General features: G+C 61.4%; 22 protein-coding genes and 1 pseudogene. All 23 read left to right on the forward strand.

The window, feature by feature from the left end; genetic code table 11:
- The first annotated feature begins 25 nt into the window (after positions 1-25).
- Complete coding sequence (locus ACZ899_RS00265; RefSeq protein WP_186714849.1) at positions 26-1135, forward strand: N-acetylneuraminate synthase family protein; 1110 nt, start codon at positions 26-28, stop codon at positions 1133-1135.
- A gap of 2 nt (positions 1136-1137) precedes the next feature.
- Positions 1138-2982, forward strand: coding sequence for a thiamine pyrophosphate-binding protein (locus tag ACZ899_RS00270; RefSeq protein WP_234560343.1), 1845 nt, complete (start codon positions 1138-1140; stop codon positions 2980-2982).
- Entirely contained in the window at positions 2975-4108 is a 1134-nt protein-coding gene (locus tag ACZ899_RS00275; RefSeq protein WP_234560342.1) for an FkbM family methyltransferase, read from the forward strand. Before ACZ899_RS00270 ends, ACZ899_RS00275 begins: the two co-directional genes overlap by 8 nt.
- Positions 4105-5070 carry an NAD-dependent epimerase/dehydratase family protein gene (locus ACZ899_RS00280; protein WP_234560341.1) on the forward strand — a complete coding sequence of 322 codons (966 nt, stop codon included), beginning with the start codon at positions 4105-4107 and terminating at the stop codon, positions 5068-5070. The genes ACZ899_RS00275 and ACZ899_RS00280 overlap by 4 nt, the downstream gene beginning before the upstream one ends.
- A gap of 48 nt (positions 5071-5118) precedes the next feature.
- Positions 5119-6009 carry a class I SAM-dependent methyltransferase gene (locus ACZ899_RS00285; protein WP_234560340.1) on the forward strand — a complete coding sequence of 297 codons (891 nt, stop codon included), beginning with the start codon at positions 5119-5121 and terminating at the stop codon, positions 6007-6009.
- A gap of 271 nt (positions 6010-6280) precedes the next feature.
- Positions 6281-7217, forward strand: a pseudogene (locus tag ACZ899_RS00290) (ketoacyl-ACP synthase III).
- 249 nt (positions 7218-7466) lie between these two features.
- Positions 7467-8321: a flagellin domain-containing protein gene (locus tag ACZ899_RS00295; protein WP_186714844.1), complete on the forward strand. Its 855-nt coding sequence runs from the start codon at positions 7467-7469 to the stop codon at positions 8319-8321.
- 72 nt (positions 8322-8393) lie between these two features.
- Positions 8394-8753, forward strand: coding sequence for a flagellar protein FlaG (locus tag ACZ899_RS00300; protein ID WP_234560338.1), 360 nt, complete (start codon positions 8394-8396; stop codon positions 8751-8753).
- A 78-nt stretch (positions 8754-8831) separates the two neighbouring features.
- Positions 8832-10241, forward strand: coding sequence for a flagellar filament capping protein FliD (gene fliD, locus ACZ899_RS00305; protein WP_234560337.1), 1410 nt, complete (start codon positions 8832-8834; stop codon positions 10239-10241).
- A gap of 131 nt (positions 10242-10372) precedes the next feature.
- On the forward strand, positions 10373-10768 hold the full coding sequence (gene fliS, locus ACZ899_RS00310; protein ID WP_203651643.1) for a flagellar export chaperone FliS: 396 nt from the start codon (positions 10373-10375) through the stop codon (positions 10766-10768).
- Positions 10769-10782: 14 nt separating this feature from the next.
- Entirely contained in the window at positions 10783-11079 is a 297-nt protein-coding gene (gene fliT, locus ACZ899_RS00315) for a flagellar protein FliT (protein ID WP_186714840.1), read from the forward strand.
- 166 nt (positions 11080-11245) lie between these two features.
- The gene (gene fleQ, locus ACZ899_RS00320; protein ID WP_186734750.1) at positions 11246-12721 is read left to right on the forward strand and encodes a transcriptional regulator FleQ; all 1476 of its coding nucleotides are present in this window, start codon (positions 11246-11248) and stop codon (positions 12719-12721) included.
- A 160-nt stretch (positions 12722-12881) separates the two neighbouring features.
- Positions 12882-14099, forward strand: a complete 1218-nt coding sequence (locus tag ACZ899_RS00325) for a sensor histidine kinase (RefSeq protein WP_050706676.1) — start codon at positions 12882-12884, stop codon at positions 14097-14099.
- A complete protein-coding gene (locus tag ACZ899_RS00330; protein WP_234560336.1) occupies positions 14096-15472 on the forward strand; it encodes a sigma-54-dependent transcriptional regulator in 1377 nt (458 codons plus the stop codon). Before ACZ899_RS00325 ends, ACZ899_RS00330 begins: the two co-directional genes overlap by 4 nt.
- A gap of 107 nt (positions 15473-15579) precedes the next feature.
- Entirely contained in the window at positions 15580-15912 is a 333-nt protein-coding gene (fliE, locus tag ACZ899_RS00335) for a flagellar hook-basal body complex protein FliE (protein WP_234560335.1), read from the forward strand.
- Between the two features lie 15 nt (positions 15913-15927).
- Positions 15928-17706 (forward strand): flagellar basal-body MS-ring/collar protein FliF, encoded by a 1779-nt coding sequence (gene fliF / locus ACZ899_RS00340; RefSeq protein WP_050706673.1) that lies wholly within the window; start codon positions 15928-15930, stop codon positions 17704-17706.
- The gene (gene fliG, locus ACZ899_RS00345; protein WP_023631000.1) at positions 17699-18718 is read left to right on the forward strand and encodes a flagellar motor switch protein FliG; all 1020 of its coding nucleotides are present in this window, start codon (positions 17699-17701) and stop codon (positions 18716-18718) included. The genes fliF and fliG overlap by 8 nt, the downstream gene beginning before the upstream one ends.
- A gap of 190 nt (positions 18719-18908) precedes the next feature.
- Positions 18909-19682 carry a flagellar assembly protein FliH gene (gene fliH, locus ACZ899_RS00350; protein WP_203651645.1) on the forward strand — a complete coding sequence of 258 codons (774 nt, stop codon included), beginning with the start codon at positions 18909-18911 and terminating at the stop codon, positions 19680-19682.
- Positions 19672-21027, forward strand: coding sequence for a flagellar protein export ATPase FliI (gene fliI, locus ACZ899_RS00355; protein WP_234560334.1), 1356 nt, complete (start codon positions 19672-19674; stop codon positions 21025-21027). The genes fliH and fliI overlap by 11 nt, the downstream gene beginning before the upstream one ends.
- 6 nt (positions 21028-21033) lie before the next feature.
- Entirely contained in the window at positions 21034-21486 is a 453-nt protein-coding gene (gene fliJ / locus ACZ899_RS00360) for a flagellar export protein FliJ (protein ID WP_203651649.1), read from the forward strand.
- An 84-nt stretch (positions 21487-21570) separates the two neighbouring features.
- Positions 21571-21876 (forward strand): STAS domain-containing protein, encoded by a 306-nt coding sequence (locus ACZ899_RS00365; protein WP_203651651.1) that lies wholly within the window; start codon positions 21571-21573, stop codon positions 21874-21876.
- 8 nt (positions 21877-21884) lie between these two features.
- A complete protein-coding gene (locus tag ACZ899_RS00370) occupies positions 21885-23576 on the forward strand; it encodes a fused response regulator/phosphatase (protein ID WP_203651653.1) in 1692 nt (563 codons plus the stop codon).
- A gap of 50 nt (positions 23577-23626) precedes the next feature.
- A complete protein-coding gene (locus tag ACZ899_RS00375) occupies positions 23627-23974 on the forward strand; it encodes an Hpt domain-containing protein (RefSeq protein ID WP_203651656.1) in 348 nt (115 codons plus the stop codon).
- The last annotated feature ends 33 nt before the right edge of the window (positions 23975-24007 follow it).

A 24007-nucleotide genomic window follows, 5' to 3' on the forward strand; every position in this document is an offset into this window, starting at 1 on the left:
CATGCGAGTGAGCAGGGGAGCTTTAATGAAAACCATCAGCCAACGTGACAAAGATCTGTTCGAAAACCTGTTCGTGCTTGAACTGGCCAACAATCACTGGGGCAGCCTGGAGCGGGGGCTGAAGATCATTCGAGATCACGGCGCAATCGCACGCTTCAACAATGTCAAGGCTGCGATAAAACTGCAGTTTCGCGACGTCGATGAATTCATCCACCCGGACTTCAAGGGTACGACAGAGCTGCGCTATGTGAAGAAGACCGAGGACACTCGACTGAGCAAGGCCGAGTTTGCCCGGATGGTTGAGGAAGTCCGCAATCTGAGTTGCATTCCCATGGCTACCCCGTTCGACGAGGCCTCGGTAGACCTGTGCGTCGAGTTCGACATGCCGATTCTCAAGATTGCCAGTTCTGACATGAATGACTGGCCATTGATCGAGAAGATCGCCTCCACGCGCCGTCCGACCATCATCTCGACTGGGGGGGCATCGGAGAAGGACCTCGATGACGTAGTTCGATATTTCGAGAAGCGTGACATCCCGCTTTCGATAAACCACTGCGTTTCGCTCTACCCCAGTGAAGATGATGAACTGCACCTGGATCAGATCGACTATCTGCGCAATCGCTATCCAGGTCACGTGATTGGCTTGTCTACCCATGAGTATCACGATTGGCATTCGTCGATGCTGATCTCCTACGGCAAAGGAGCCCGTACCTGGGAGCGTCATATCGACATACAGTATGAGGGCGTTCCGGTCTCCAACTACTGCTCGCTGCCGGAGCAGTGCGACAGTTGGTACAAGGCATTCCACAAGGCCAAGGAAATGTGCGGGGGCGTGAGTGCCAGCCGACGCATCATCTCGCGCAAGGAAACCGAGTATCTCAACGCCCTCGTGCGCGGCGCCTATGCGCGACGTGACCTGGAGCCTGGTTATGTGCTGACGCGTGACGAATTCGAAAAGGATTTCTATCTGGCCATCCCGTTGCATAAAGGGCAGCTGTCGTGCCGTGAGGTGATGAATGGCGAGCGTCTCTTGCAGTCGATCAAGGCCAACGAGCGCTTGACTATCGAGCATATCGACGGCCCCTACAGCGAAACGCCCGCGCTCAAGAACCTGATCCTGAACAGGGGGCTTTGAGCATGAAGCGTGTTTCCGAGCAGATCGCTCAGTGGTTGGTGCAGCAGGGTGTCGAACAAGTCTTCACTGTCACTGGCGGCGGTGCCATGTTCCTCAATCAGGCGCTTGGTGGGCATGAGGGCCTGCGTTGCACTTTCATGCACCATGAGCAGGCATGTGCCATGGCTGCTGAGGGGTACGCACGGGTCACCGGCAAGCCTGCGGTGGTGATGCTGACCACCGGGCCGGGTTCGATCAATGCTCTCAATGGTGTGCACGGCGCATTCACCGACTCGATTCCGATGATCGTGATCTCTGGTCAGATCAAGCGTGAAACCTGTGTTTCCTTCCAGGACGTGCCGGGCCTGCGGCAGTTGGGTGACCAGGAGGGGCCGACCATCGCGATGGCCAGTCCGGTTTGCAAATATGCCCGGATCGTGCGCAGCGAAAAAGACCTTGAGGACATGCTGCCCACCGCCTACGCCGAGGCAGTTGGCGGACGTCCTGGGCCGGTATGGCTTGATATTCCCCTGGACATCCAGCAGTCGACCGCGTCGATCAATATTCCCGCCCCGGTTCTGACTCGGCCTGCTCCGGCCGAAGGTCTGAGGAGCGCCTGCACGCAGATCGCCCGTCGTTTGCTGCAGTCGCATCGACCGCTGATCCTGGGTGGTACGGGGGTTCGGCTTTCGGCTACGGAGAAGCGCTTGCTGGCCTTGGTCGAGCGCTACCGTATCCCTCTGGCCACTGCGTGGACTCACGACCTGATTGCCAGTGACCACCCGCTGTTTGCCGGGCGCCCTGGCACCATCGGTACGCGCTCTGGCAACTTCTGTCTGCAAACCGCTGATTTCGTGCTGGTGTTGGGGTCACGGTTGAATGTGAGACAGACGAGCTACAACTGGCAGGCCTTTGCGAGAAACGCCTGGGTCGCTCAGGTGGATATCGATGCTGCGGAACTGAACAAGCCCACCGTTCGTCCAGACCTCGGGGTTGTCGCAGACCTGAATGATTTTCTGGATATGTTCGAGGAGGAGCTGGCGCGTTGCGTCCTGCCGAACTTCTCCGCTTGGGTGCAATGGTGCAAACGCATTGGCGAGACCTACCCGGCTATTGCGGAGCATCGCCAGCAAGCTGGGGCGGCGCTCAATCCCTATGTCATGGTAGAGCGTATCTTTGCTCAGATGCGTCCTGACGACATTGTTGTCTGTGGCAATGCTTCTGCGTGCATCCTGCCGTTCCAGGTGGGAGCGCTACAGTCTGGTCAGCGTTTGTTCAGCAACTCCGGCTCGGCCTCCATGGGGTATGACTTGCCGGCGGCCCTGGGTGCTGCAGCGGCTGCTGCTCAGGAGAATGGGCGGCGGGTGATCTGCTTCGCGGGCGATGGCAGCCTGCAGATGAATATCCAGGAGTTGCAGACGCTGAAAACCGTCGCGGCCAATCTCATCGTGATTGTTCTGAACAACCGTGGCTATCTTTCCATCTGGCAGACGCATGAGAACTTCTTCGGTCGTGTGATTGGCGCAACTCCCGAATCGGGAGTGGAGTTCCCTGATTTCACCGCCGTTGCTCGCGCCTATGGTTTGCGGGCCGAATCGATCCACGGTGAGGAGGATCTGCGCCGGCTCGATGAGCTCTTGGGCTGTAATGGGCCGCTGCTCATCGACTTGCACGTTGATCCTCGGCAAGAGTTCGTGCCGCGCATCAAATCTCGCGTCGATGCTAACGGTGCATTCGTGACGCCAGAGCTGGACGACATGCACCCGTTCCTTGAGCAGGCGACACTCGAGCAGTTACGCAACGAGGCCCTGGCCATACGCGCAATCCCCCATACCGTCACTGACTCAGGAGCCAACGGCAATGGTTGACAAGACTTATCGCACTGCTGATTTCAATGCCCTGCGTGAGCAGGCGGCCGGTTTGCCGCGGACACATATCGAACCAGGCAGCGTCATCTGGATTTTTGGTGCGGGCAACTTCGGTCGAAGCCTGGCGGCGGCGATGCAGAAGCAAGGTATTGTCGTGGCGGGCTTTGTCGAGACCGCTCCCCGTGTGGCAACCGTGCTTGACCTGCCTGTGCTGGACTGGCGGGCATTGGCGCGGGAGCATTCGGGAGCGCGGCTGGCGCTTGGGATCTTCAATCGCGATACGCCGTATGATGAGCTGCTGACGATTGCCGCCGAGGCAGGTTTCGCACCGCCGTTGATGCCGTGGATGCTGTACGAGCAATTTTCCCAAGATCTTGGCTGGCGATTCTGGCTCAGCGCCCGTTCGTTCCTGTTAGAGGCAATGGGACGAATTGCTGGAGTGGCCGAGCAATTGGCTGATGAGCAAAGTCGGGAAATCCTGTATCGCATGTGCGCGTTCCGTCTTGGTCTGGATATGGAATACGCCAGCTACCTTTCCAGCGAGGCGCGCTACATCAATGAATTGACCTTGCCTGCGTTGCGGGGCCACGGTATCACCTACGTGGACTGCGGTGCCTATGATGGTGACAGTTACGAAGAGCTGATAGCGTGTCCCGACATTACCTGCAAGCAAGCGTTTTTGCTGGAGCCTGATGCGGAAAACTTCAGTCGTCTGGTAAGGCAGGTAGCGCTTGGCGGTACCAACGCCGTTTGCTTGCCCATGGCCGCTGCCCAGACCTACAGTATCCTGACATTCAACGCCGGACAGGGAGAAGCTTGCTCCCTGAGTCAGGATGGTGCTGGCACTTCGATCGCAGCGGTGGCCTTGGATCAAATGCTGCCCTGTATGCCGGTTGACCTCATCAAGCTCGATGTCGAAGGGGCAGAGGCTCAGGTACTGAGGGGAGGCGAGCAGATCATTCGTCGCAGCCGTCCAACGCTGATCGTATCGCTCTACCATAACCCGGAAGATCTCTGGGAGTTGCCGGAGCTGCTGTTCAATTTCTGCCCGAACTACCGTTTCTACATCCGCCAGCATTGCCCGAATACATTCGAGTCGGTCCTCTACGCTGTACCCAACCCATGAACGTGTTACTGACCGGGGGTACTGGATTTTTCGGGCGCGCATTGTTGCGGCATTGGCAGGAATGTGCAGATGCCGGCGCCCAGGTACCCAAGGTTACTGTGCTAAGTCGGATGCCGTATGCATTCCTTGAGCGGTACCCTGAGTTTGCGGGCCAGCCTTGGCTGCGCCTGCATGAAGGTGACATTCTGGTGCCGGATTCGCTGCCGGTATCACGGAATTTTACGCATGTGCTGCATGCGGCTGCTGACTCGACAACCGGGCCTGCCCTCGGCCCGCTGGAGCGCTATCTGCAGATCGTCGACGGAACCCGGCATCTGCTGGACTATGCCGTTGCCAATCGTATTCCGCGTTTCCTGCTGACAAGTTCTGGTGGCGTTTATGGGCCTCAGCCGCAAGGCATGGGGAGCATCGTGGAAAGTTACAATGGCATGCCGGATCCGCTCGAGCCAGGACATGCATACAGTGTGGCCAAACGTTGTGCCGAGCATCTTTGCGCCCTGTATGGCCATCGGCACGGGCTTGATGTTGTGATTGCCCGCTGTTTTGCTTTTGTCGGGCGTGACTTGCCTCTGGATGTGCATTTCGCCATCGGCAATTTCATCAGGGATGCGCTTGGCTCACCCATCATTGCAGTGAATGGCGATGGTACGCCCGTGCGTACCTACATGGATCAGCGAGATCTGGCGCACTGGCTAGAGGTGCTCCTGAGTAGCGGGAAGCCAGGGCAAGCCTACAACGTAGGCTCTGATGAGGTCATTACGATCGGTGAACTGGCACACTTGGTTCGCGACACACTCGCGCCCGGGAAGCTTGTGCGCATTGCTCAGCGTGAAGAGTCGCCTGGAAGTTTCCGGAATCGTTACGTGCCAGCAATCAGCAAGGCGCGTGATGAACTGGGGCTATCCCTGCGTTACAACCTGGCAAGGTCGATACGGGATGCGGCGGAGCATGTGGGTCGTTGACCGGTACGTAATGACTCTCTTCTTCTTTGATGTATCAGGAATGCAAGCATGAACAACGACTTCCCTGCTTCGTTGCGACGTGAGCGCGTGGCTCAACAGTGCATCTGCTGTGGTGGTGTGCAACTGCAACGGTCGCCGGCTATTCTCATGCCGTTCGTTTCCCATCGGGCATTGGGGCTGGCGCCTGTTCTCATTGATGAGCAGTGGGGGCTGAAATCCATTCCTCAAGGTATGGCGTATTGCCTGTGCAATACACTTCATTGTTCACAATGTGAATTGTTGTTCTTGGATATTCGTTTTTCCGACCGCGAGATGGCCTGCCTGTATGACGGCTACTACGGTGAGGCATACGAAGCGCTTCGAGAACACTATGAACCCGGCTTCAAGGCGCGAAATCTTGCCCTGAGGGCGCCTAGCGAGCTAATGGGGCTGACGATCGATTACATTCTGCAGTACCTCAGCCCCGTGCGCATCCTTGATTGGGGAGGGGGAGATGGCACGAACACTCCGTTCAAGGGGGATGGGTACCAGACTGACATCTTCGATATCGACCGCAAACCTACCGTGGTGGGTACTCGCAGCGTCGCAAAGGGAGATGTTGAAGGCGTCGCTTACGATCTCATTGTCTGCCGCCAGGTGCTTGAGCATGTTCCCTATCCAACGGATGTGCTTGCCGAGATCCGTCAATGCATGGGGGATGAGACTTTGCTCTACGTGGAGTTGCCGCATGAGGCGCTCATGGTCGGCAACCAGGCGCTTTCACCGTCGCAAAAGCGGCATTGGCACGAACATATCAACTTTTTCTCACCCGCTGCGCTCGCTAACCTCTTCCTGGCCTGCGGTTTCAAATTGTTGAATGTGCAATCGACTCCTATAGGGAGTGACCCACGATTGAGCTCAGCCTCTCGGATTCTGCAGGCCATGGTAAGGAAGGCATAAGTACTGCGGGTAATGTCGCAGTGGCATTGGCATTGAAATGAAAGCCGGTGGTGCAATGCCGCCGCCTGACACCGTGAGGTCTTCGGGCGCTTCAATAGCGCAGGTGGCATTGCGTGGATCACAGGATTGGTCGTATAACCGTGACCTGGCAGTCAAAACGTGCATCACACATGCATTGAGTCTGCGGGCAGCCATGTCGACATGCCAGGCCAGGCGTATGGTTCTGGTCGCCAGCCCCGTGATTTTTCGTCATTTCCATTGGGAAGCCACAATGATTGGCATTAAAAGCATCGCCAGTTACGTACCTGTGGAGGGCGTCGACAACTACGCCCAAGGTGCGAAATTCGGCAAGGATCAAGAATTCATTTTCGGCAAGATCGGTTCGACCTTCCTGCCGCGCAAGGGCGACACCCAGGAAACCTCCGACCTGTGTGTCGAGGCCGCGAAAAATCTGTTCGCTGCCAATCCGGCTCTGGACCCGGCGTCCATCGATGTCGTCATTGTCGTCACCCAGAACGGTGACGCGCAAGGCCTGCCGCACACGGCGGCCATCGTTCAGCACAAGCTTGGGTTGTCGACCGCCCTTGCCGCGTTCGACATCTCGCTGGGCTGCTCGGGCTATGTCTATGGGCTGTACGCGATGAAGGGCTTCATGGAGGCCGCAGGCCTGAAGAACGGCTTGTTGCTGACCGCTGACCCTTATTCGAAGATCGTCGACCCAGAGGATCGCAACACCACCATGCTGTTCGGCGACGCCGCTACCGCCACCTGGATGGGGTGATGGGGCGATCTGGCAATTGGGCAAGTCGCTGTTTGGCAGTGATGGTGCCGGTGCCGAGCATCTGCGTACCACCGACGGCAAGTTCTTCATGAACGGTCGTCAGGTCTACAACTTCGCCCTGGTCAAGGTGCCTGCGCACTTGCAGCAGTTGCTCGAGGCCAGTCAACTGAAGGCCGAGGATGTCGACCTGTACTGCCTGCATCAAGGCAGCGCTGCGATTGTCGATGCCGTTTCCGCGCGGTTCTGTGAAGGCAAGCACAAGGCCAGGTTCGTCAAGGACATGGTCGAAACCGGCAATACCGTTTCGTCGAGCATCCCGCTGCTGCTGGAGAAGCATGTGCTCGGATCGCAGTACCAGCGCGTCGCCCTGAGTGGCTTTGGCGTGGGCCTGTCCTGGGGGTCGGCCATTATCGAGCGCGCCACTTGACCGAAAGTGGGTGTTCAGCAGAAGCGCCGACCACAAGTGGTCGGCGTTTTTTTTTGTTCTGGGGTTGAGTTTCTGGCGTCAAATCCCTGAATTCATTGAGGGTGGCAGGGTGCCAGTAAAAAATTTGAGAATTCGCCCTAAAGCAAACTGCCCTGGCGACGATAAACATTACGAAGGTTCTCTAGGCCAACCACCCGGCGAATTGCCAAGGCCGGAAGCCGTAGTACCCAATCCAACGAGGAATTCGTCATGGCTTTGACTGTAAACACTAACACCACCTCTCTGGGCGTTCAGAAGAACCTGAACCGTGCTTCCGACGCACTCAGCACTTCGATGACCCGTCTGTCCTCCGGCCTGAAAATCAACAGCGCCAAAGACGACGCCGCCGGCCTGCAGATCGCTACCCGCATGACCTCGCAGATCCGTGGTCAGACCATGGCTATCAAGAACGCCAACGACGGTATCTCCATCGCCCAGACCGCTGAAGGCGCGATGCAAGAGCAGACCAACATGCTGCAGCGCATGCGGGAACTGGCCAACCAGTCGCGAAACGACTCCAACAGCACCCTGGACCGTGAAGCACTGGACAAAGAGTTCCAGTCGATGCTGAAGGAAATCGACCGTATCGCCAGCAGCACCGAGCTGAACGGCAAGAAGCTGCTCAACGGTAGCTCCGGTGTCATGACCTTCCAGGTTGGTTCCAACATCGGTAGCGACAACCAGATCACCATCAGCCTGAGCTCCTCGATGAGCACCGGCACCGGTGGCGCTCTGAGCGGTCTGAACGGCAAGGCCATCACTGGCACCAGCGCCAACATCGAAGCCAACTTCACTGCTGCCATGAGCGCCATCGACGACGCTCTGCAGGCAATCAACACCTCGCGTGCTGACCTGGGTGCTGCCCAGAACCGTCTGACCAGCACCATCAACAACCTGCAGAACGTCAACGAGAACGCCGAAGCTGCTCGTGGCCGTGTACAGGACACTGACTTCGCTGCTGAAACTGCCCAGCTGACCAAGCAGCAGACCCTGCAGCAAGCTTCGACCTCGGTTCTGGCCCAGGCCAACCAGCTGCCGTCGGCAGTCCTGAAGCTGCTGGGCTAATCTGCCTGATAGCTGATGGCGGGGAAGTGCTCTCCAGGCACTTCCCCGCCTTTTCATTGTGAGGTGGTGGACATGGACATGAGCGTCAAGCTGAACCTGTCTTACCCGGCCGCAAGGATGGCCGAGCAGGTTGCCGATAAACCGGTTGCCCGGTCTGTGAATGTTCCCGGCGACGGCGAAAAAAGGCAGGATCCGGCCAAGGTGCAGGGCGCCGACAAGGTCAAGGACGCTGTCTCGGAAATCGAGAAGTTTTTGAAGGAAACGCGACGTAACCTGGAATTCGTCACTGACGAAGAATCCGGTAAGATCGTGGTCAAGGTCATCGCCAGCGAAACGGGCGAGTTGATCCGACAGTTGCCCTCCGAAGAGGCCCTGCGGATTGCTCACAGCCTGAGCGATGTCAAGAGTGTTCTGTTCGACGCCAAGGTCTGACCGGCGGCGAACACCATCATGTAATTCAAGTTGGCCTTGCAGGAGCGGGGCTGACGCATTGAAGAGAGGAGCAACAGCATGGCAAGCCCGATTACTACCAGCACGGGTGCAGGCTATGGGCTCGACATCGCCAACATCGTCAAAGTGTTGGTGAATGCCGATACATCGGCCAAGGCCAATCAGATTGCCCGGCAGACGAGCAACAACTCGGCGATGATCTCCGGCATCGGCTCCCTGCGCAGCGCCCTCACGGCGTTCCAGGATGCGATGAAGAAGCTCAACGACAAGGATGCTCCTTCTTTCAATGCATTCGCCGGCACGTCCGCCGACGAAAAAGTGGTCAAGATCAAGTCTGGCAACACTGCGGTTGCCGGTGCCTACGATATCAAGGTCGACAAGCTGGCCACTGGTTCCAAGGTCGCCAGCCAGAAGTTCGTCGGTGGAGCGGCGACGCCGATCGATGCCGGGGAGTTGGTGATCAGTCAGAATGGCAAGGACTACAAGGTCAACGTTGCCAGCGGCGCCACACTGCAGACCGTGCGTGATCAGATCAACAAGGAAATGAGCACCAAGGGGATCACTGCCAACATCATCAACGAGGCAGGTGGTTCGCGGCTGGTGTTCAGCTCCACCACGACTGGTGCAGGTAGTGATATTTCTGTTGGCGGTATTGCGGCACTGGCTATCGACGGTACCCAGCCGATTTCGGGAGGCGGTGCCGGTTACATCAGTGCGAAGGCCCAGGATGCGGAATTTTCCATCGATGGACTGAAACTGACCAGTCCGACCAATACCGTGGACAAGGCGATCAGTGGCCTGACCCTCGAGCTTACCGGTACCACTGCGCCGGGCGCCGCCACTGGCACCAAAGTGACTGTGGCCCTTGACAATCAAGGGCTGCAAAAGTCGGTACAGTCGTTCGTCGATGCCTACAACACCCTGCAGAAGGCTATCACTTCGCTGGTAACGCCAGAGAAGGACGCGAGTGGCAATGTCAAGAGCCTTGGTCCGCTGACCAACGATCCGACCACGCGTTCGTTGGTGGGTGACGTACGCAAGGTGCTGGCTGATGTAGGTGCCGGTGACAAGTTGACTACCCTCAGTCAGCTGGGTGTCAATACCAAGAATGATGGTACGCTTGAGTTCAACAGCACCAAGTTCAATGCTGCGCTGAACGACAAGAAGCTCGGTCCGGAAATCCAGGAATTGTTCTCTGGTACCAATGGCTTGTTCGAGCGAATGAACAAGGCGATTGATCCGTACAATGCGTCTGGTGGTACGCTGGATTCGCGCAAGAACAACCTCGACAAGGCGACCAAGGATCTGCAGAACCAGCAGGCCGCACTGGATCGTCGCACCGAGTTGCTGACAGCGTCGCTGACCAAGAAATTCTCCGCGCTCGACGCGGCCCTGGCCAAGATGAAGAAGCAGGGCGAGCAGATCACCTCGATCTTCGAGGCGATCAACGCCCAGGCCAAGAAGTCCTGATCGATCGCGCATGACAAAAGCCCGGCGGCGCCTCACAGGCGTGCCGGGCTTTGTCTTTTCCGGCTAAAGTTTTTTGACGCGGCGGCGATACAAGAGGTATATGCACCTTTTCGCTGCAACGAGGTAGATCCATGAACCCGATGTTGGCCCTTCGGCAATACCAGAAAGTCAATGGCGTGGCACAGACTTCCGAGGCCAGTCCGCACCGCCTGGTGCAGATGCTCATGCAGGGTGGTCTTGACCGCCTGGCCCAGGCCAAGGGCGCCATTGCCCGCAAGGATATCGCCCAGAAGGGCATTCTGATCGGCAAGGCCATCGATATCATCGGCGGCCTGCGCGAGGGTCTCGACCTGGAGAACCACGCCGACAGCCTGACCGACCTGGACAACCTGTACACCTACATGAGTCGTCGCCTGGTCGAGGCCAACGTCAAGAGCGACCCTGCGATCATTGACGAAGTCGCGCGTCTGCTGATCACGGTCAAGGAAGGCTGGGACGCGATCGGCGAACAGCAGCCGGCGCCCTGAACCAGGAGGTTGTCATGAGTGAGGTGATCGAGCGTATCGACCAGACCCGCGAGCTGCTGCTCGCCGCCCTGGCCAGTCGCGACTGGGAGGCGGTTGGCGAGCTGGATCTGGAGTGCCGCCTGTGCGTCGACGATGTGCTGGCCGAGGCGTTGTCGAACGAGGATGAGGTGCGTGCCAGCCTGGAGCAGCTGCAGGCTGTCTATCGGCAGCTAATCGAAGTTGCAAGTGGCGAGCGTCAATCAGTGGTCGACGAGATGGCGAAGATACGTCAGGCAGAAAACGCGACAAAGGTATACCATTTGTTCACCTGACCACAGGTTACACAAAAATCAGCGCGCCATAAATTTGACTGTGTGCCGTTTTTTGACTTTACTAGTGGCTGTTTTCGAAATTCAGACGTCCGAACACTGACCATTCAGTCGGAATGATGTCGTGCACGCCTTCGGGCGCCGATATGACTAGGGAAGTTGCTATTGCATGTGGCGTGAAACCAAGATTCTCCTGATCGATGACGACAGCGAACGCCGCCGCGATCTGGCGGTGGTCCTGAATTTTCTCGGCGAAGAAAACCTGTCCTGCTCCAGCGACGACTGGCAGCAGGTGGTCGAGGGTTTGTCTTCCAGCCGTGAAGTGCTGTGTGTCCTGATCGGTAGCGTAAATGCCCCGGCCAGCGTGCTGGGGCTCCTTAAGACAGTGGCCGGGTGGGATGAGTTCCTTCCGGTTCTGCTTCTGGGTGAAATTTCTTCCGCGGACTTCCCCGAGGACCTGCGCCGCCGTGTGCTGTCCAACCTCGAGATGCCGCCGAGCTACAGCCAGTTGCTCGACTCCCTGCACCGTGCCCAGGTCTATCGCGAGATGTACGACCAGGCCCGCGAGCGTGGTCGCCAGCGCGAGCCCAACCTGTTCCGCAGCCTGGTGGGCACCAGCCGTGCCATCCAGCATGTGCGGCAGATGATGCAGCAAGTGGCCGACACCGATGCCAGCGTGCTGATCCTTGGCGAGTCGGGCACCGGCAAGGAAGTGGTGGCGCGCAACCTGCACTACCACTCCAAGCGTCGCGAGGCACCGTTCGTGCCGGTCAACTGCGGGGCGATCCCCGCGGAGCTGCTCGAAAGCGAACTGTTCGGCCATGAAAAGGGCGCCTTCACCGGGGCGATCACCAGTCGTGCCGGGCGTTTCGAGCTGGCCAACGGCGGCACGCTGTTCCTCGACGAGATCGGCGACATGCCGCTGCCGATGCAGGTCAAGCTGCTGCGCGTGCTGCAGGAGCGTACCTTCGAGCGGGTCGGCAGCAACAAGACCCAGAGCATCGATGTGCGCATCATCGCCGCGACGCACAAGAACCTCGAGACCATGATCGAGGATGGGACCTTCCGCGAAGATTTGTATTACCGGCTGAATGTGTTCCCGATCGAGATGGCACCATTGCGTGAGCGGGTGGAAGACATCCCGTTGCTGATGAACGAGCTGATCTCGCGCATGGAGCACGAGAAGCGCGGCTCGATCCGCTTCAACTCGGCGTCGATCATGTCGCTGTGCCGTCACGGCTGGCCGGGCAACGTCCGCGAGTTGGCCAACCTGGTGGAGCGCATGGCGATCATGCATCCGTACGGGGTGATTGGTGTGGCGGAGCTGCCGAAGAAGTTCCGTTATGTGGATGACGAGGATGAGCAGTTGGTCGACAGCCTGCGCTCCGATCTCGAGGAGCGCGTGGCGATCAATGGGCATGCGCCGAACTTCGCCAGCCACGCCATGCTGCCGCCCGAGGGGCTGGACCTCAAGGACTACCTCGGCAGCCTCGAGCAGGGGCTGATCCAGCAGGCGCTGGATGATGCCAACGGCATCGTAGCCCGGGCTGCCGAACGACTGCGCATCCGGCGTACCACGCTGGTGGAGAAGATGCGCAAGTACGGCATGAGCCGCCAAGGTGGCGAGGAACAGGCGGACGACTGATCCCGTCTTGCCTGGACGCAATGGTCGGGGGCTGTGACAGTCCCGGCCATTGCCTTCGATCAACGATCCTGCAGTCGATTATCCCCATCTCCGGCACGGCTATTGCTACAGCGCAGGCAACATACCGTTTTTATGACGGTCAGCCATGCGAGAGAGCACGATGCCCCAGGCCGCCCACCGTTCCCATGCCGCCGATCCGCGCGGGCACACCCCGCTCGAGCAGGAAAGCCGGCAGGGTCTTGAGCAGGCGTTCGCCCTGTTCGATCAGGTTTCCAGCCAGCTGAGCCAGTCCTACACCATGCTCGAGACGCGGGTCAGCGAGCTCAAGGGCGAGCTGGCGGTGGTCAGTGCGCAGCGCATGGCCGAGCTCGATGAGAAGGAGCGCCTGGCCAATCGCCTGCAGAACCTGCTCGACCTGCTGCCGGGCGGGGTGATCGTGATCGACGCCGAAGGGTGCGTGCGCGAAGCCAATCCGGCGGCCTGCGAGTTGCTCGGCGAGCCGTTGATCGGCATGCGCTGGCGCGAGGTGATCGCCCGCAGTTTCGCGCCGCGTGACGATGACGGCCATGAGGTCTCCCTGCGTGACGGGCGTCGCCTGTCCATCGCGACGCGCTCGCTGGATGCCGAGCCGGGGCAGTTGGTGCTGCTCAACGACCTGACCGAAACCCGCCGTATGCAGGATCAGCTGGCGCGGCACGAGCGCCTGTCCTCGCTGGGGCGCATGATCGCGTCCCTGGCGCATCAGATCCGCACGCCGCTCTCGGCGGCGATGCTCTATGCCAGCCACCTGGCCGAACCGCAGCAGGTATTGACCGACGAAACCCGGCTGCGCTTTGCCGGCAACCTCAAGGAGCGTCTCCACGAGCTCGAACACCAGGTGCGTGACATGCTGGTGTTCGCCCGCGGGGAATTGCCGCTCAATGACCGGATCAGCCCGAAGGCGTTGTTCCAGGCGCTGCAGCAGGCGGCTCATGCCCATGTCGAGGGGCATGCGGTGCGCTGGCAGTGCGACAGTCGTCTCGGGGAGTTGCTGTGCAACCGTGACACCCTGGTCGGCGCCTTGCTCAACCTGATCGAGAATGCCCTGCAGGCCAGTAGTGGGCCGGCGAAACTCAAGGTGCACCTGTCGCGTCGCGACGACAATCTGCGCGTGTGCGTCAGCGATGCCGGTAGCGGTATCGACGAGCAGTTGCTGGCGCGCCTGGGGGAGCCATTCGTGACCACCAAGGCGACTGGCACCGGCTTGGGGTTGGCGGTGGTCCAGGCGGTGGTGCGCGCGCACCGCGGCACCCTGCAGCTACGCTCCAGGCTTGGCCGTGGTACCTGTGTCACCGTGCTGCTGCCGTTGATCGACGGCCGTGGGGAGGTAAATCAATGAGCGTCAAGGTACTGCTGGTCGAGGATGATCGGGTCCTGCGTCAGGCGTTGGCCGATACCCTGGAGATCGGCGGTTTCTGCCACCGTGCCGTCGGCAGTGCCGAGGAGGCCTTGCTGGCGGTGGCTGAAGAGTCGTTCAGCCTGGTGGTCAGCGACGTGAACATGCCGGGCATGGACGGCCATCAACTGCTCGCCCAGCTGCGTCGACAGCACCCGCAGCTACCGGTGTTGCTGATGACCGCCCATGCGGCGGTGGAGCGGGCGGTGGAGGCCATGCGCCAGGGGGCTGTCGATTATCTGGTCAAGCCTTTCGAGCCCGCAGCGCTGAACGGCCTGGTGGCGCGTCATGCCGTCGGCAGCGCTGCCGGCAGCGATGACGAAGGGCCGGTGGCGTGCGAACCGGCCAGCCGGCAATTGCTGGAATTGGCGGCACGGGTTGCGCAAAGCGACTCCACCGTGCTGATCTCCGGTGAGTCGGGAACCGGCAAGGAAGTGCTGGCGCGCTACATCCATCAGCAGTCGCGGCGGGCGGACCAGCCCTTCGTGGCGATCAACTGCGCGGCAATCCCGGACAACATGCTCGAGGCGACCCTGTTCGGCCATGAAAAGGGCGCCTTCACCGGCGCGATCGCCGCCCAGGCCGGCAAGTTCGAGCAGGCCGACGGCGGCACCTTGCTGCTGGACGAGATTTCCGAGATGCCGCTCGGCTTGCAGGCCAAGCTGCTGCGGGTGCTGCAGGAGCGCGAAGTCGAGCGCGTCGGTGGGCGCAAGCCCATCGCCCTGGACATCCGCATCCTTGCCACGACCAATCGCGACCTGGTGGGGGAGGTGGCGGCCGGCCGTTTCCGTGAAGACCTGTACTACCGCCTTTCGGTGTTCCCCATGGCCTGGCGCTCCCTGCGCGAGCGTCCTGCCGATATCCTGCCGCTGGCCGAGCGCCTGCTGGCGCGCCATGCCCGCAAGATGCGCCATGCCCAGGTGTGCCTGTCCAGCGAGGCGCGGGCGTGCCTGCAGGCGTATGCCTGGCCGGGTAACGTGCGGGAGCTGGATAACGCCGTGCAGCGGGCGCTGATCCTGCAGCAGGGCGGTGTGATCGAGGCGGCGGATTTCTGTCTGGCTGGCGCCATTCCATTGTCGGCGCCGAAAGTGGCCACTATTGAGCCATTACCTGTTGAGCCGGTTGCCGAGGTTGGCGGGCTGGGCGACGACATGCGGCGTCATGAGTTCCAGATGATCATCGATACCTTGCGTGCCGAGCGCGGCCGTCGCAAGGAGGCTGCCGAGCGCCTGGGGATCAGTCCGCGCACCTTGCGCTACAAGCTGGCGCAGATGCGTGACGCGGGCCTGGATGTCGAGGCCAGCCTGTTCGGTTGATGCGTCGTTTTGAATGATTTTCGGGTTGGCTGGCACTCCTCTTGCTAGTTCCAACCCATTCGCTGCACGAGTGTCAAAAAAAGTGCGGCAGCCGGAGAGAGAAGTCCATGACCCAAGGTGTTGAATTCAATCGTCTGATGTTGGACATGCGTGCCATGCAGGCCGAAGCCATGTCCCAGTCCAAGGCTGTCGCCGCGCCTGAACTGGCGCCAGGCCAGAGCAGCTTTGCCGACATGCTTGGCCAGGCCATTGGCAAGGTGCATGAAACGCAGCAGGCCTCCTCCCAGCTGTCCAACGCTTTCGAGATCGGCAAGAGCGGAGTCGACCTGACCGACGTGATGATCGCCTCGCAGAAGGCCTCGGTGTCGTTCCAGGCCCTGACCCAGGTGCGCAACAAGCTGGTACAGGCGTACCAGGACATCATGCAGATGCCGGTATAAGGGCGAGAGTGAGTCATGGCCGAAGCAGTCGTCGATAACGCCCCCGCCAAGAGTGGTCCGCCAGCGGCCAAGCCGCCGCTGTTCGGCATGGCATTCCTGGAAAACATCTCGCAGATGCCCATGCTGCGTCAGGTCGGCCTGCTGGTCGGCCTGGCCGCCAGCGTGGCCATCGGTTTCGCCGTGGTGCTGTGGTCGCAGCAACCGGACTACCGGCCGCTGTACGGCAGCCTGGCGGGCACCGACACCAAGCAGGTGATCGATGCCCTGACCGCCGCCGATATCCCCTATCGCGTGGAGCCGAACTCCGGTGCCTTGTTGGTCAAGGCCGACGACCTCTCCCGTGCGCGCCTGAAACTGGCCTCCGCCGGTGTTGCGCCAAGCGATGGCAACGTCGGCTTCGAGCTGCTCGACAAGGAGCAGGGCCTGGGCACCAGCCAGTTCATGGAAGCCACTCGCTACCGTCGCAGCCTGGAAGGCGAGCTGGCGCGTACCGTGTCGAGCCTGAACAATGTCAAGGCCGCCCGCGTGCACCTGGCGATCCCGAAAAGCTCGGTGTTCGTGCGTGACGAGCGCAAGCCCAGCGCCTCGGTGCTGGTCGAGCTGTACCCGGGCCGCGCCCTGGAGGCGGGCCAGGTCATGGCCATCGTCAACCTCGTGGCCACCAGCGTTCCGGAGCTGGACAAGTCCCAGGTGACCGTGGTCGACCAGAAGGGCAACCTGCTTTCCGACCAGTTGCAGGACACCGCCCTGACCATGGCGGGCAAGCAGTTCGACTACAGCCGCCGCATGGAAGGCATGCTCACCCAGCGCGTGCACAATATCCTCCAGCCGGTGCTGGGCAACGACCGCTACAAGGCCGAGGTGTCGACCGACGTCGACTTCAGCGCCGTCGAGTCCACCTCCGAGCAGTTCAATCCAGACCAACCGGCGCTGCGCAGCGAACAGTCGGTCAACGAACAGCGTGCCAGCAGCCAGGGCCCGCAAGGTGTGCCGGGCGCCCTGAGCAACCAGCCGCCGGCCGGCGCCTCCGCGCCCGAAAACGCCAAGGCCGCCGCCACGCCGGCCGGCGCCATCCAGCCTGGTCAGCCGCTGGTGGACGCCAACGGCCAGCAGATCATGGACCCGGCCACCGGCCAGCCGATGCTTGCGCCGTACCCGAGCGACAAGCGTCAGCAGAGCACCAAGAACTTCGAGCTGGATCGCTCCATCAGCCACACCCGTCAGCAGCAAGGTCGCCTGACCCGCCTGTCGGTGGCCGTGGTGGTGGACGACCAGGTCAAGCTCGACGCCGCCACCGGCGAAACCACCCGCACTCCGTGGGGTGCCGAGGACCTGGCGCGCTTCACTCGCCTGGTGCAGGACGCAGTGGGCTTCGATGCCAGCCGTGGCGACAGCGTCACCGTGATCAACGTGCCGTTCGCCGCCGACCGTGGCGACGAGCTGGTCGACATTCCGTTCTACTCGCAGCCGTGGTTCTGGGACATCGTCAAGCAAGTGCTGGGCGTGCTGTTCATCCTGGTGCTGGTGTTCGGCGTGCTGCGTCCGGTGCTCAACAACATCACAGGTGGCGGCAAGCAGGCTGCCACGGACAGCGACATGGAGCTGGGCGGCATGATCGGTCTGGATGGCGAACTGGCCAACGACCGCGTCAGCCTGGGTGGCCCGACAAGCATTCTGTTGCCGAGCCCGAGCGAGGGTTACGAGGCACAGCTCAACGCAATCAAGGGCCTGGTGGCCGAAGACCCGGGCCGCGTGGCCCAGGTCGTGAAAGAGTGGATCAACGCCGATGAGTGACAATCGAGCCATTACCGCCAAGCTGAGCCGCGTCGACAAGGCGGCCATCCTCCTGCTCTCGCTCGGCGAGACCGATGCCGCGCAGGTCCTGCGCCACATGGGGCCCAAGGAAGTGCAGCGGGTCGGTGTGGCCATGGCGCAGATGGGCAACGTCCATCGCGAGCAGGTCGAGCAGGTGATGAGCGAGTTCGTCGAGATCGTCGGCGACCAGACCAGCCTGGGCGTCGGTTCCGACGGTTATATCCGCAAGATGCTCAACCAGGCCCTCGGCGAGGACAAGGCCAACGGCCTGATCGACCGTATCCTGCTCGGTGGCAACACCAGTGGCCTGGACAGCCTCAAGTGGATGGAGCCGCGTGCCGTGGCCGACGTCATCCGCTACGAGCACCCGCAGATCCAGGCCATCGTGGTCGCCTACCTCGACCCCGACCAGGCCGGCGAGGTACTGAGCAACTTCGACCACAAGGTGCGCCTGGACATCGTCTTGCGCGTGTCGTCGCTCAACACGGTGCAGCCGGCGGCGCTCAAGGAACTCAACCAGATCCTCGAGAAGCAGTTCTCCGGCAACTCCAATGCCGCGCGCACCACCCTGGGTGGCATCAAGCGCGCCGCCGATATCATGAACTTCCTCGACAGTTCCGTGGAAGGCGCGCTCATGGACTCGATCCGCGAGATCGACAGCGACCTGTCGGAGCAGATCGAAGACTTGATGTTCGTCTTCAACAACCTGGCCGACGTCGACGACCGTGGCATCCAGGCGCTGCTGCGCGAGGTGTCTTCGGACGTGCTGGTGGTGTCGCTCAAGGGCGCCGACGAGCGGGTCAAGGACAAGATCTTCAAGAACATGTCCAAGCGTGCGTCGGAGCTGTTGCGCGACGACCTGGAGGCCAAGGGGCCGGTTCGGGTCAGCGACGTGGAGACGGCGCAGAAGGAAATCCTCACCATCGCCCGTCGCATGGCCGAGGCCGGCGAGATCGTGCTGGGCGGCAAGGGCGCCGAGGAAATGATCTGATCAGCGGGGCGACGCGGTCCCCTGTAGGAGCGGCCTCGCCGAGGCGTCGGACCGGCCGGAAAAGGCAAGGCTGCCCCGACAATTTTGCGGTGACATCGATATCGAGGGGCTGCTTTGCAGCCCTTTCGCGGCACAAGGCCGCTCCTACAGGGGCGCGTTGGTTGCAGATGGCTTTTGAGTACCTGAAAACATGTCCACCACCGAACACCCCAGCGACCTGATCCGTGCCCGCGACCTCGAGGGCGTGGATGTGTGGGCGCTGCCCAGCTTCGACCCCGAGCCCGAGCCGCAACCCGAGCCGGAGCCTGAGGTTATCGAGGAAGAAGTCGAAGAGGTGCCGCTGGAGGAAGTCCAGCCGCTGACCCTCGAAGAGCTCGAGGCCATCCGCCAGGAGGCCTACAACGAAGGCTTCGCCACTGGCGAGCGCGAAGGCTTCCACAGCACCCAGCTGAAGGTTCGCCAGGAGGCCGAAGTGGCCCTGGCGGCCAAATTGGCCAGCCTCGAACAGGTCATGAACCATCTGCTCGAGCCCATCGCCGAGCAGGACACCCAGATCGAGAAAGCCCTGGTGCAACTGGTCGCCAGCATGACCCGCCAGGTCATCGGTCGCGAGTTGCGCAGCGATTCGAGCCAGATCACCCACGTCCTGCGTGAGGCGCTGAAACTGCTGCCGATGGGTGCCGACAACATCCGTATCCACCTCAACCCGCAGGATTTCGAGCTGGCCAAGGCCTTGCGCGAGCGTCATGAGGAGAGCTGGAAGCTGCTTGAGGATGAGTCGTTGCTGCCGGGCGGCTGCCGGATCGAGACCGCTCACAGCCGTATCGACGCGACCATGGAGACTCGCATCGAAAAGGCCGTGATGCAGTTGTTCGACCAGTCCCACGATCAGGCCCTGCATCCTGCTGCGCCGGATATATCCGTCGAGCTGGACGTGCCGGCGGGTGAAGCCGATGCGCCTTGACCGGACCAGCTTCGGCAAGCGCCTGGAGGGCTATGCCGACGCGGTGAAGCTGCCCGACCAGCCGATCGTCGAAGGGCGCCTGCTGCGCATGGTCGGTCTCACCCTGGAGGCTGAAGGTCTGCGCGCTGCGGTGGGCAGCCGCTGCCTGGTGATCAACGACGACAGCTATCACCCGGTGCAGGTGGAAGCCGAAGTCATGGGTTTTTCCGGCAGCAAGGTGTTCCTGATGCCGGTCGGCAGCATTGTCGGCCTGGCGCCCGGTGCCCGCGTGGTGCCGCTGGACGACAGCGGCCGCCTGCCCATGGGCATGAGCATGCTTGGCCGGGTGCTCGATGGCGCCGGTCGCGCGCTGGACGGCAAGGGTGGGATGAAGGCCGAGGACTGGGTGCCGATGGATGGCCCGATCATCAACCCGCTCAATCGTGATCCGATCAGCCAGCCGCTGGATGTCGGTATCCGCAGTATCAATGGTTTGCTCACTGTCGGCCGCGGCCAACGCCTGGGCCTGTTCGCCGGTACCGGTGTCGGTAAGTCGGTGCTGCTGGGCATGATGACCCGCTTTACCGAGGCCGAGATCATCGTGGTCGGCCTGATCGGCGAGCGGGGTCGGGAAGTGAAGGAATTCATCGAGCACATCCTCGGAGAGGAGGGGCTCAAGCGCTCGGTGGTGGTCGCCTCGCCAGCGGATGACGCGCCCTTGATGCGTCTGCGTGCGGCGATGTATTGCACGCGCATTGCCGAGTATTTCCGCGACAAGGGCAAGAATGTCCTGTTGCTGATGGACTCGCTGACCCGTTTTGCCCAGGCCCAGCGCGAAATTGCCCTGGCCATCGGCGAGCCGCCCGCCACCCGCGGTTATCCGCCGTCGGTGTTCGCCAAGCTGCCCAAACTGGTGGAGCGGGCTGGTAATGGTGAACCGGGCGGTGGCTCGATTACCGCGTTCTACACGGTGCTGTCCGAAGGCGACGACCAGCAGGACCCGATCGCCGATTCGGCGCGGGGCGTGCTCGACGGCCACTTTGTGCTGTCCCGGCGCCTGGCAGAGGAAGGGCATTACCCAGCCATCGACATCGAGGCCTCGATCAGCCGGGTCATGCCCCAGGTGGTCGACCCCGATCACCTGCGTCAGGCGCAGAAGTTCAAGCAGCTGTGGTCGCGCCTGTCGCAGAGTCGCGATCTGATCAGCGTCGGCGCCTATGTGGCTGGTGGCGATCCGGAGACGGACCTGGCCATCGCCTTGCAGCCCAGGCTGGTGGACTTCCTGCGCCAGGGTCTGGATGAAAACGTCGGCATGGCGCAGAGCCGTGAAGAACTGGCCGCGGTGTTCGCGCCGCCGGCGGGCTGATAGGCCATGGCCCAGCCCAGCCGAGCGGCACGCCTGGTGCCGGTGGTGGACATGGCCGAGGAGGCCGAGCGCAAGGCCGCCCAGCGCCTGGGGCATTTCCAGAGGCTGCTCAGCGATGCCCAGGCCAAGCAGGCCGAGCTCGAGAGTTTTCGCGAAGCCTATCAGCAGCAGTGGATCAATCGCGGAAGCCAGGGCGTCGACGGCAACTGGCTGGTCAACTACCAGCGCTTCCTTGGGCAGTTGGAAGCGGCAATGACCCAGCAGCGCCAGAGCATGGCCTGGCACCAGAACAACCTGAACAACGCCCGCAACACCTGGCAGCAGGCCTATGCCCGGGTCGAAGGGCTGCGCAAGTTGGTCCAGCGTTATATGGACGAAGCGCGCAGGGCCGAGGACAAGCGCGAGCAGAAGCTGCTCGACGAGCTGTCCCAGCGCCTCCCGCGCCAGAGCCACCCCTGATCGGCGGACCTCGCCTTGCACCCGCCGCCAGCGGCTGCTAAACCTTCAGAAGTCGTATTCGCCATCATCGAAGGAATCGCTCGCATGGCAGTCGAATCTTTTTTTTCTCCGGACGAGAAAAAGCTGACTATCAAGATCAAGGGTCGCTTCGATTTTGGTCGGCATCAGGAATTTCGCAACGCCTATGAAAAGCAGCCCAAATCCGCAGATACGGTAGTGATCGATCTCAAGGAGGCGACCTATCTGGATAGCTCTGCGTTGGGGATGTTGTTGCTACTACGGGATTACGAAGGTGGGGAGGATGCCTGCATCAGCGTGATCAATACCAGTTCAGACGTGCGCAAGATCCTGGCTATTTCCAACTTCGACAAACTGTTCGACATCAGTTGACTGTCGTCATGTCCGCCGATCAGCCGTTGACCGTGCTGGTAGCCGAAGACGGCGCCGCGGACAGGCTATTGCTGGCGCAGATCGTCCGGCGCCAGGGGCATGAGGTGGTCACTGCCGAGAACGGCGAGCAGGCGGTGGCGCTGTTTGCCGAGCGGCGGCCGCAGCTGGTGCTGCTCGATGCGCTGATGCCGGTGATGGATGGCTTCGAGGCGGCGCGGCGGATCAAGGCGCTGGCCGGCGAGGCGCTGGTGCCGATCATCTTCCTGACCTCCCTTAATGAAGAGGAGGGGCTGGTGCGTTGCCTGGAGGCCGGGGGCGACGATTTCATGGCCAAACCCTACAGCGCCGTCATCCTGGCGGCGAAGATCCGTGCCATGGACCGCTTGCGTCGCCTGCAGGCGACGGTGCTGGAGCAGCGCGACCAGATCGCCCGCCATCACCATCACCTGCTCAACGAGCAGCGGGTGGCCAAGGCGGTGTTCGACAAGGTCGCCCACTCCGGCTGCCTGGGTGCCTCGAACATCCGCTACCTGCAATCGCCCTACGCGCTGTTCAATGGCGATCTGTTGCTGGCGGCGTTTACCCCTTCGGGCGACATGCATGTGCTGCTGGGGGATTTTACCGGCCATGGCCTGCCGGCCGCGGTCGGCGCCATGCCGCTGGCGGAGGTGTTCTATGGCATGACCGCCAAGGGCTACGGCCTGGTCGAAACGCTGCGGGAGATGAACGCCAAGCTCAAGCGCATCCTGCCTGTGGACATGTTCTGTTGTGCGCTGTTGCTCAACCTGAGTTTCCAGCGAGAAACCGTGGAGCTCTGGAACGGTGGCATGCCGGATGGCTATCGGTTGTCGGCGCAAGGCGAGGTGCTCGAGGTGTTGCCTTCGCGTCACCTGCCGCTGGGCATCCTGCCGCCCGAGCAGTTCGACGATACCACCGAGGTGAGGCCGCTTGCGGCGGGGGAGCGACTGTTCCTGCTGTCTGATGGCGTGGTCGACACCGGGGATGCCCGGGAATGCCTGTTCGGTGTGGAGCGTCTGTTGGCGGTGCTGGCGGCCAACCGCGATCCGGTGGTGTTGTTCGACGAGGTCATGCAGGCACTGGCGGGCTTCGGCGGCCAGTCTCGTGACGATATCAGCCTGTGCGATATCCGCATGTTGGCGCCTGAACATGTAGTACCGCAGGCGGTGGTGTACTCCGACAGTGGTCGTTCCAGTCCGTTGGACTGGTCGATGCAGTTCGAGTTGCGGGGCGAGAGCCTGGGGCGCTTCAACCCGGTCCCTTATCTGGTACAGCTGTTGCAGGAAATCCACGGCCTCAGGCCCAGCAGCGGCAAGTTGCACAGTGTGCTGAGCGAGCTGTACTCCAATGCGCTGGAGCATGGTGTGCTGGGGCTGGACTCGGCGCTCAAGCGCGACGCCGAAGGCTTCGCCGAGTACTATCGCCAGCGCGCCGAGCGCCTGGGGCGAGAGGTGCACGGCAGCGTCGGTATTGCCCTGCGGGTGGAGCCTCAAGGTGCGGGTGGGCGTCTGATCATCGAGGTCCGCGACAGCGGCGCGGGCTTCGACGTGGAGCGCCTGTCGGCCGCCACGCCAGTGGAACAGGGCTTCAGTGGGCGAGGGGTGGGCCTGGTGCGGCGGTTGGCCGGCAATGCCCAGTGGTTGGAGGGTGGACGCTTGGCGCGGGTGGCGTTTCAATGGTGAGCCGGTTTGCGCGGCTCGGGCCTAATCAGGCTTGATCAAGGAGTGAACAAGTGGCGGACATGCATATTGATCAGAAGGTGCTGAGTGATTTGCGGGAGGTCATGGAAGATGGCTACCTGCAGTTGCTGGAAACCTTCCTGGAAGACTCCGAGCGGCGCCTGAACCAGCTGCACGAGGCCAAGGATGCCGACGAGCTGGGCCTTGCCGCACACAGTTTCAAGGGCAGCAGCAGCAATATGGGGGCCGTGGGCCTGGCCGCGCTGTGTCAGCAGCTCGAGGAACGAGTGCGTCAACAACCCTTGTATGGCATCGAGGACCTGATCAACCGCATCGACCAGGAGTACCTGGAGGTACAGCGCTTTTACCGTGGCGAGCGTCAGCGAATCGCCGCCGAGTAAAGCTGGCGCGAGTTTTGCTTTTCTTCGCACAGA

This window comes from Pseudomonas sp. TE31087 (genome assembly GCF_057284075.1).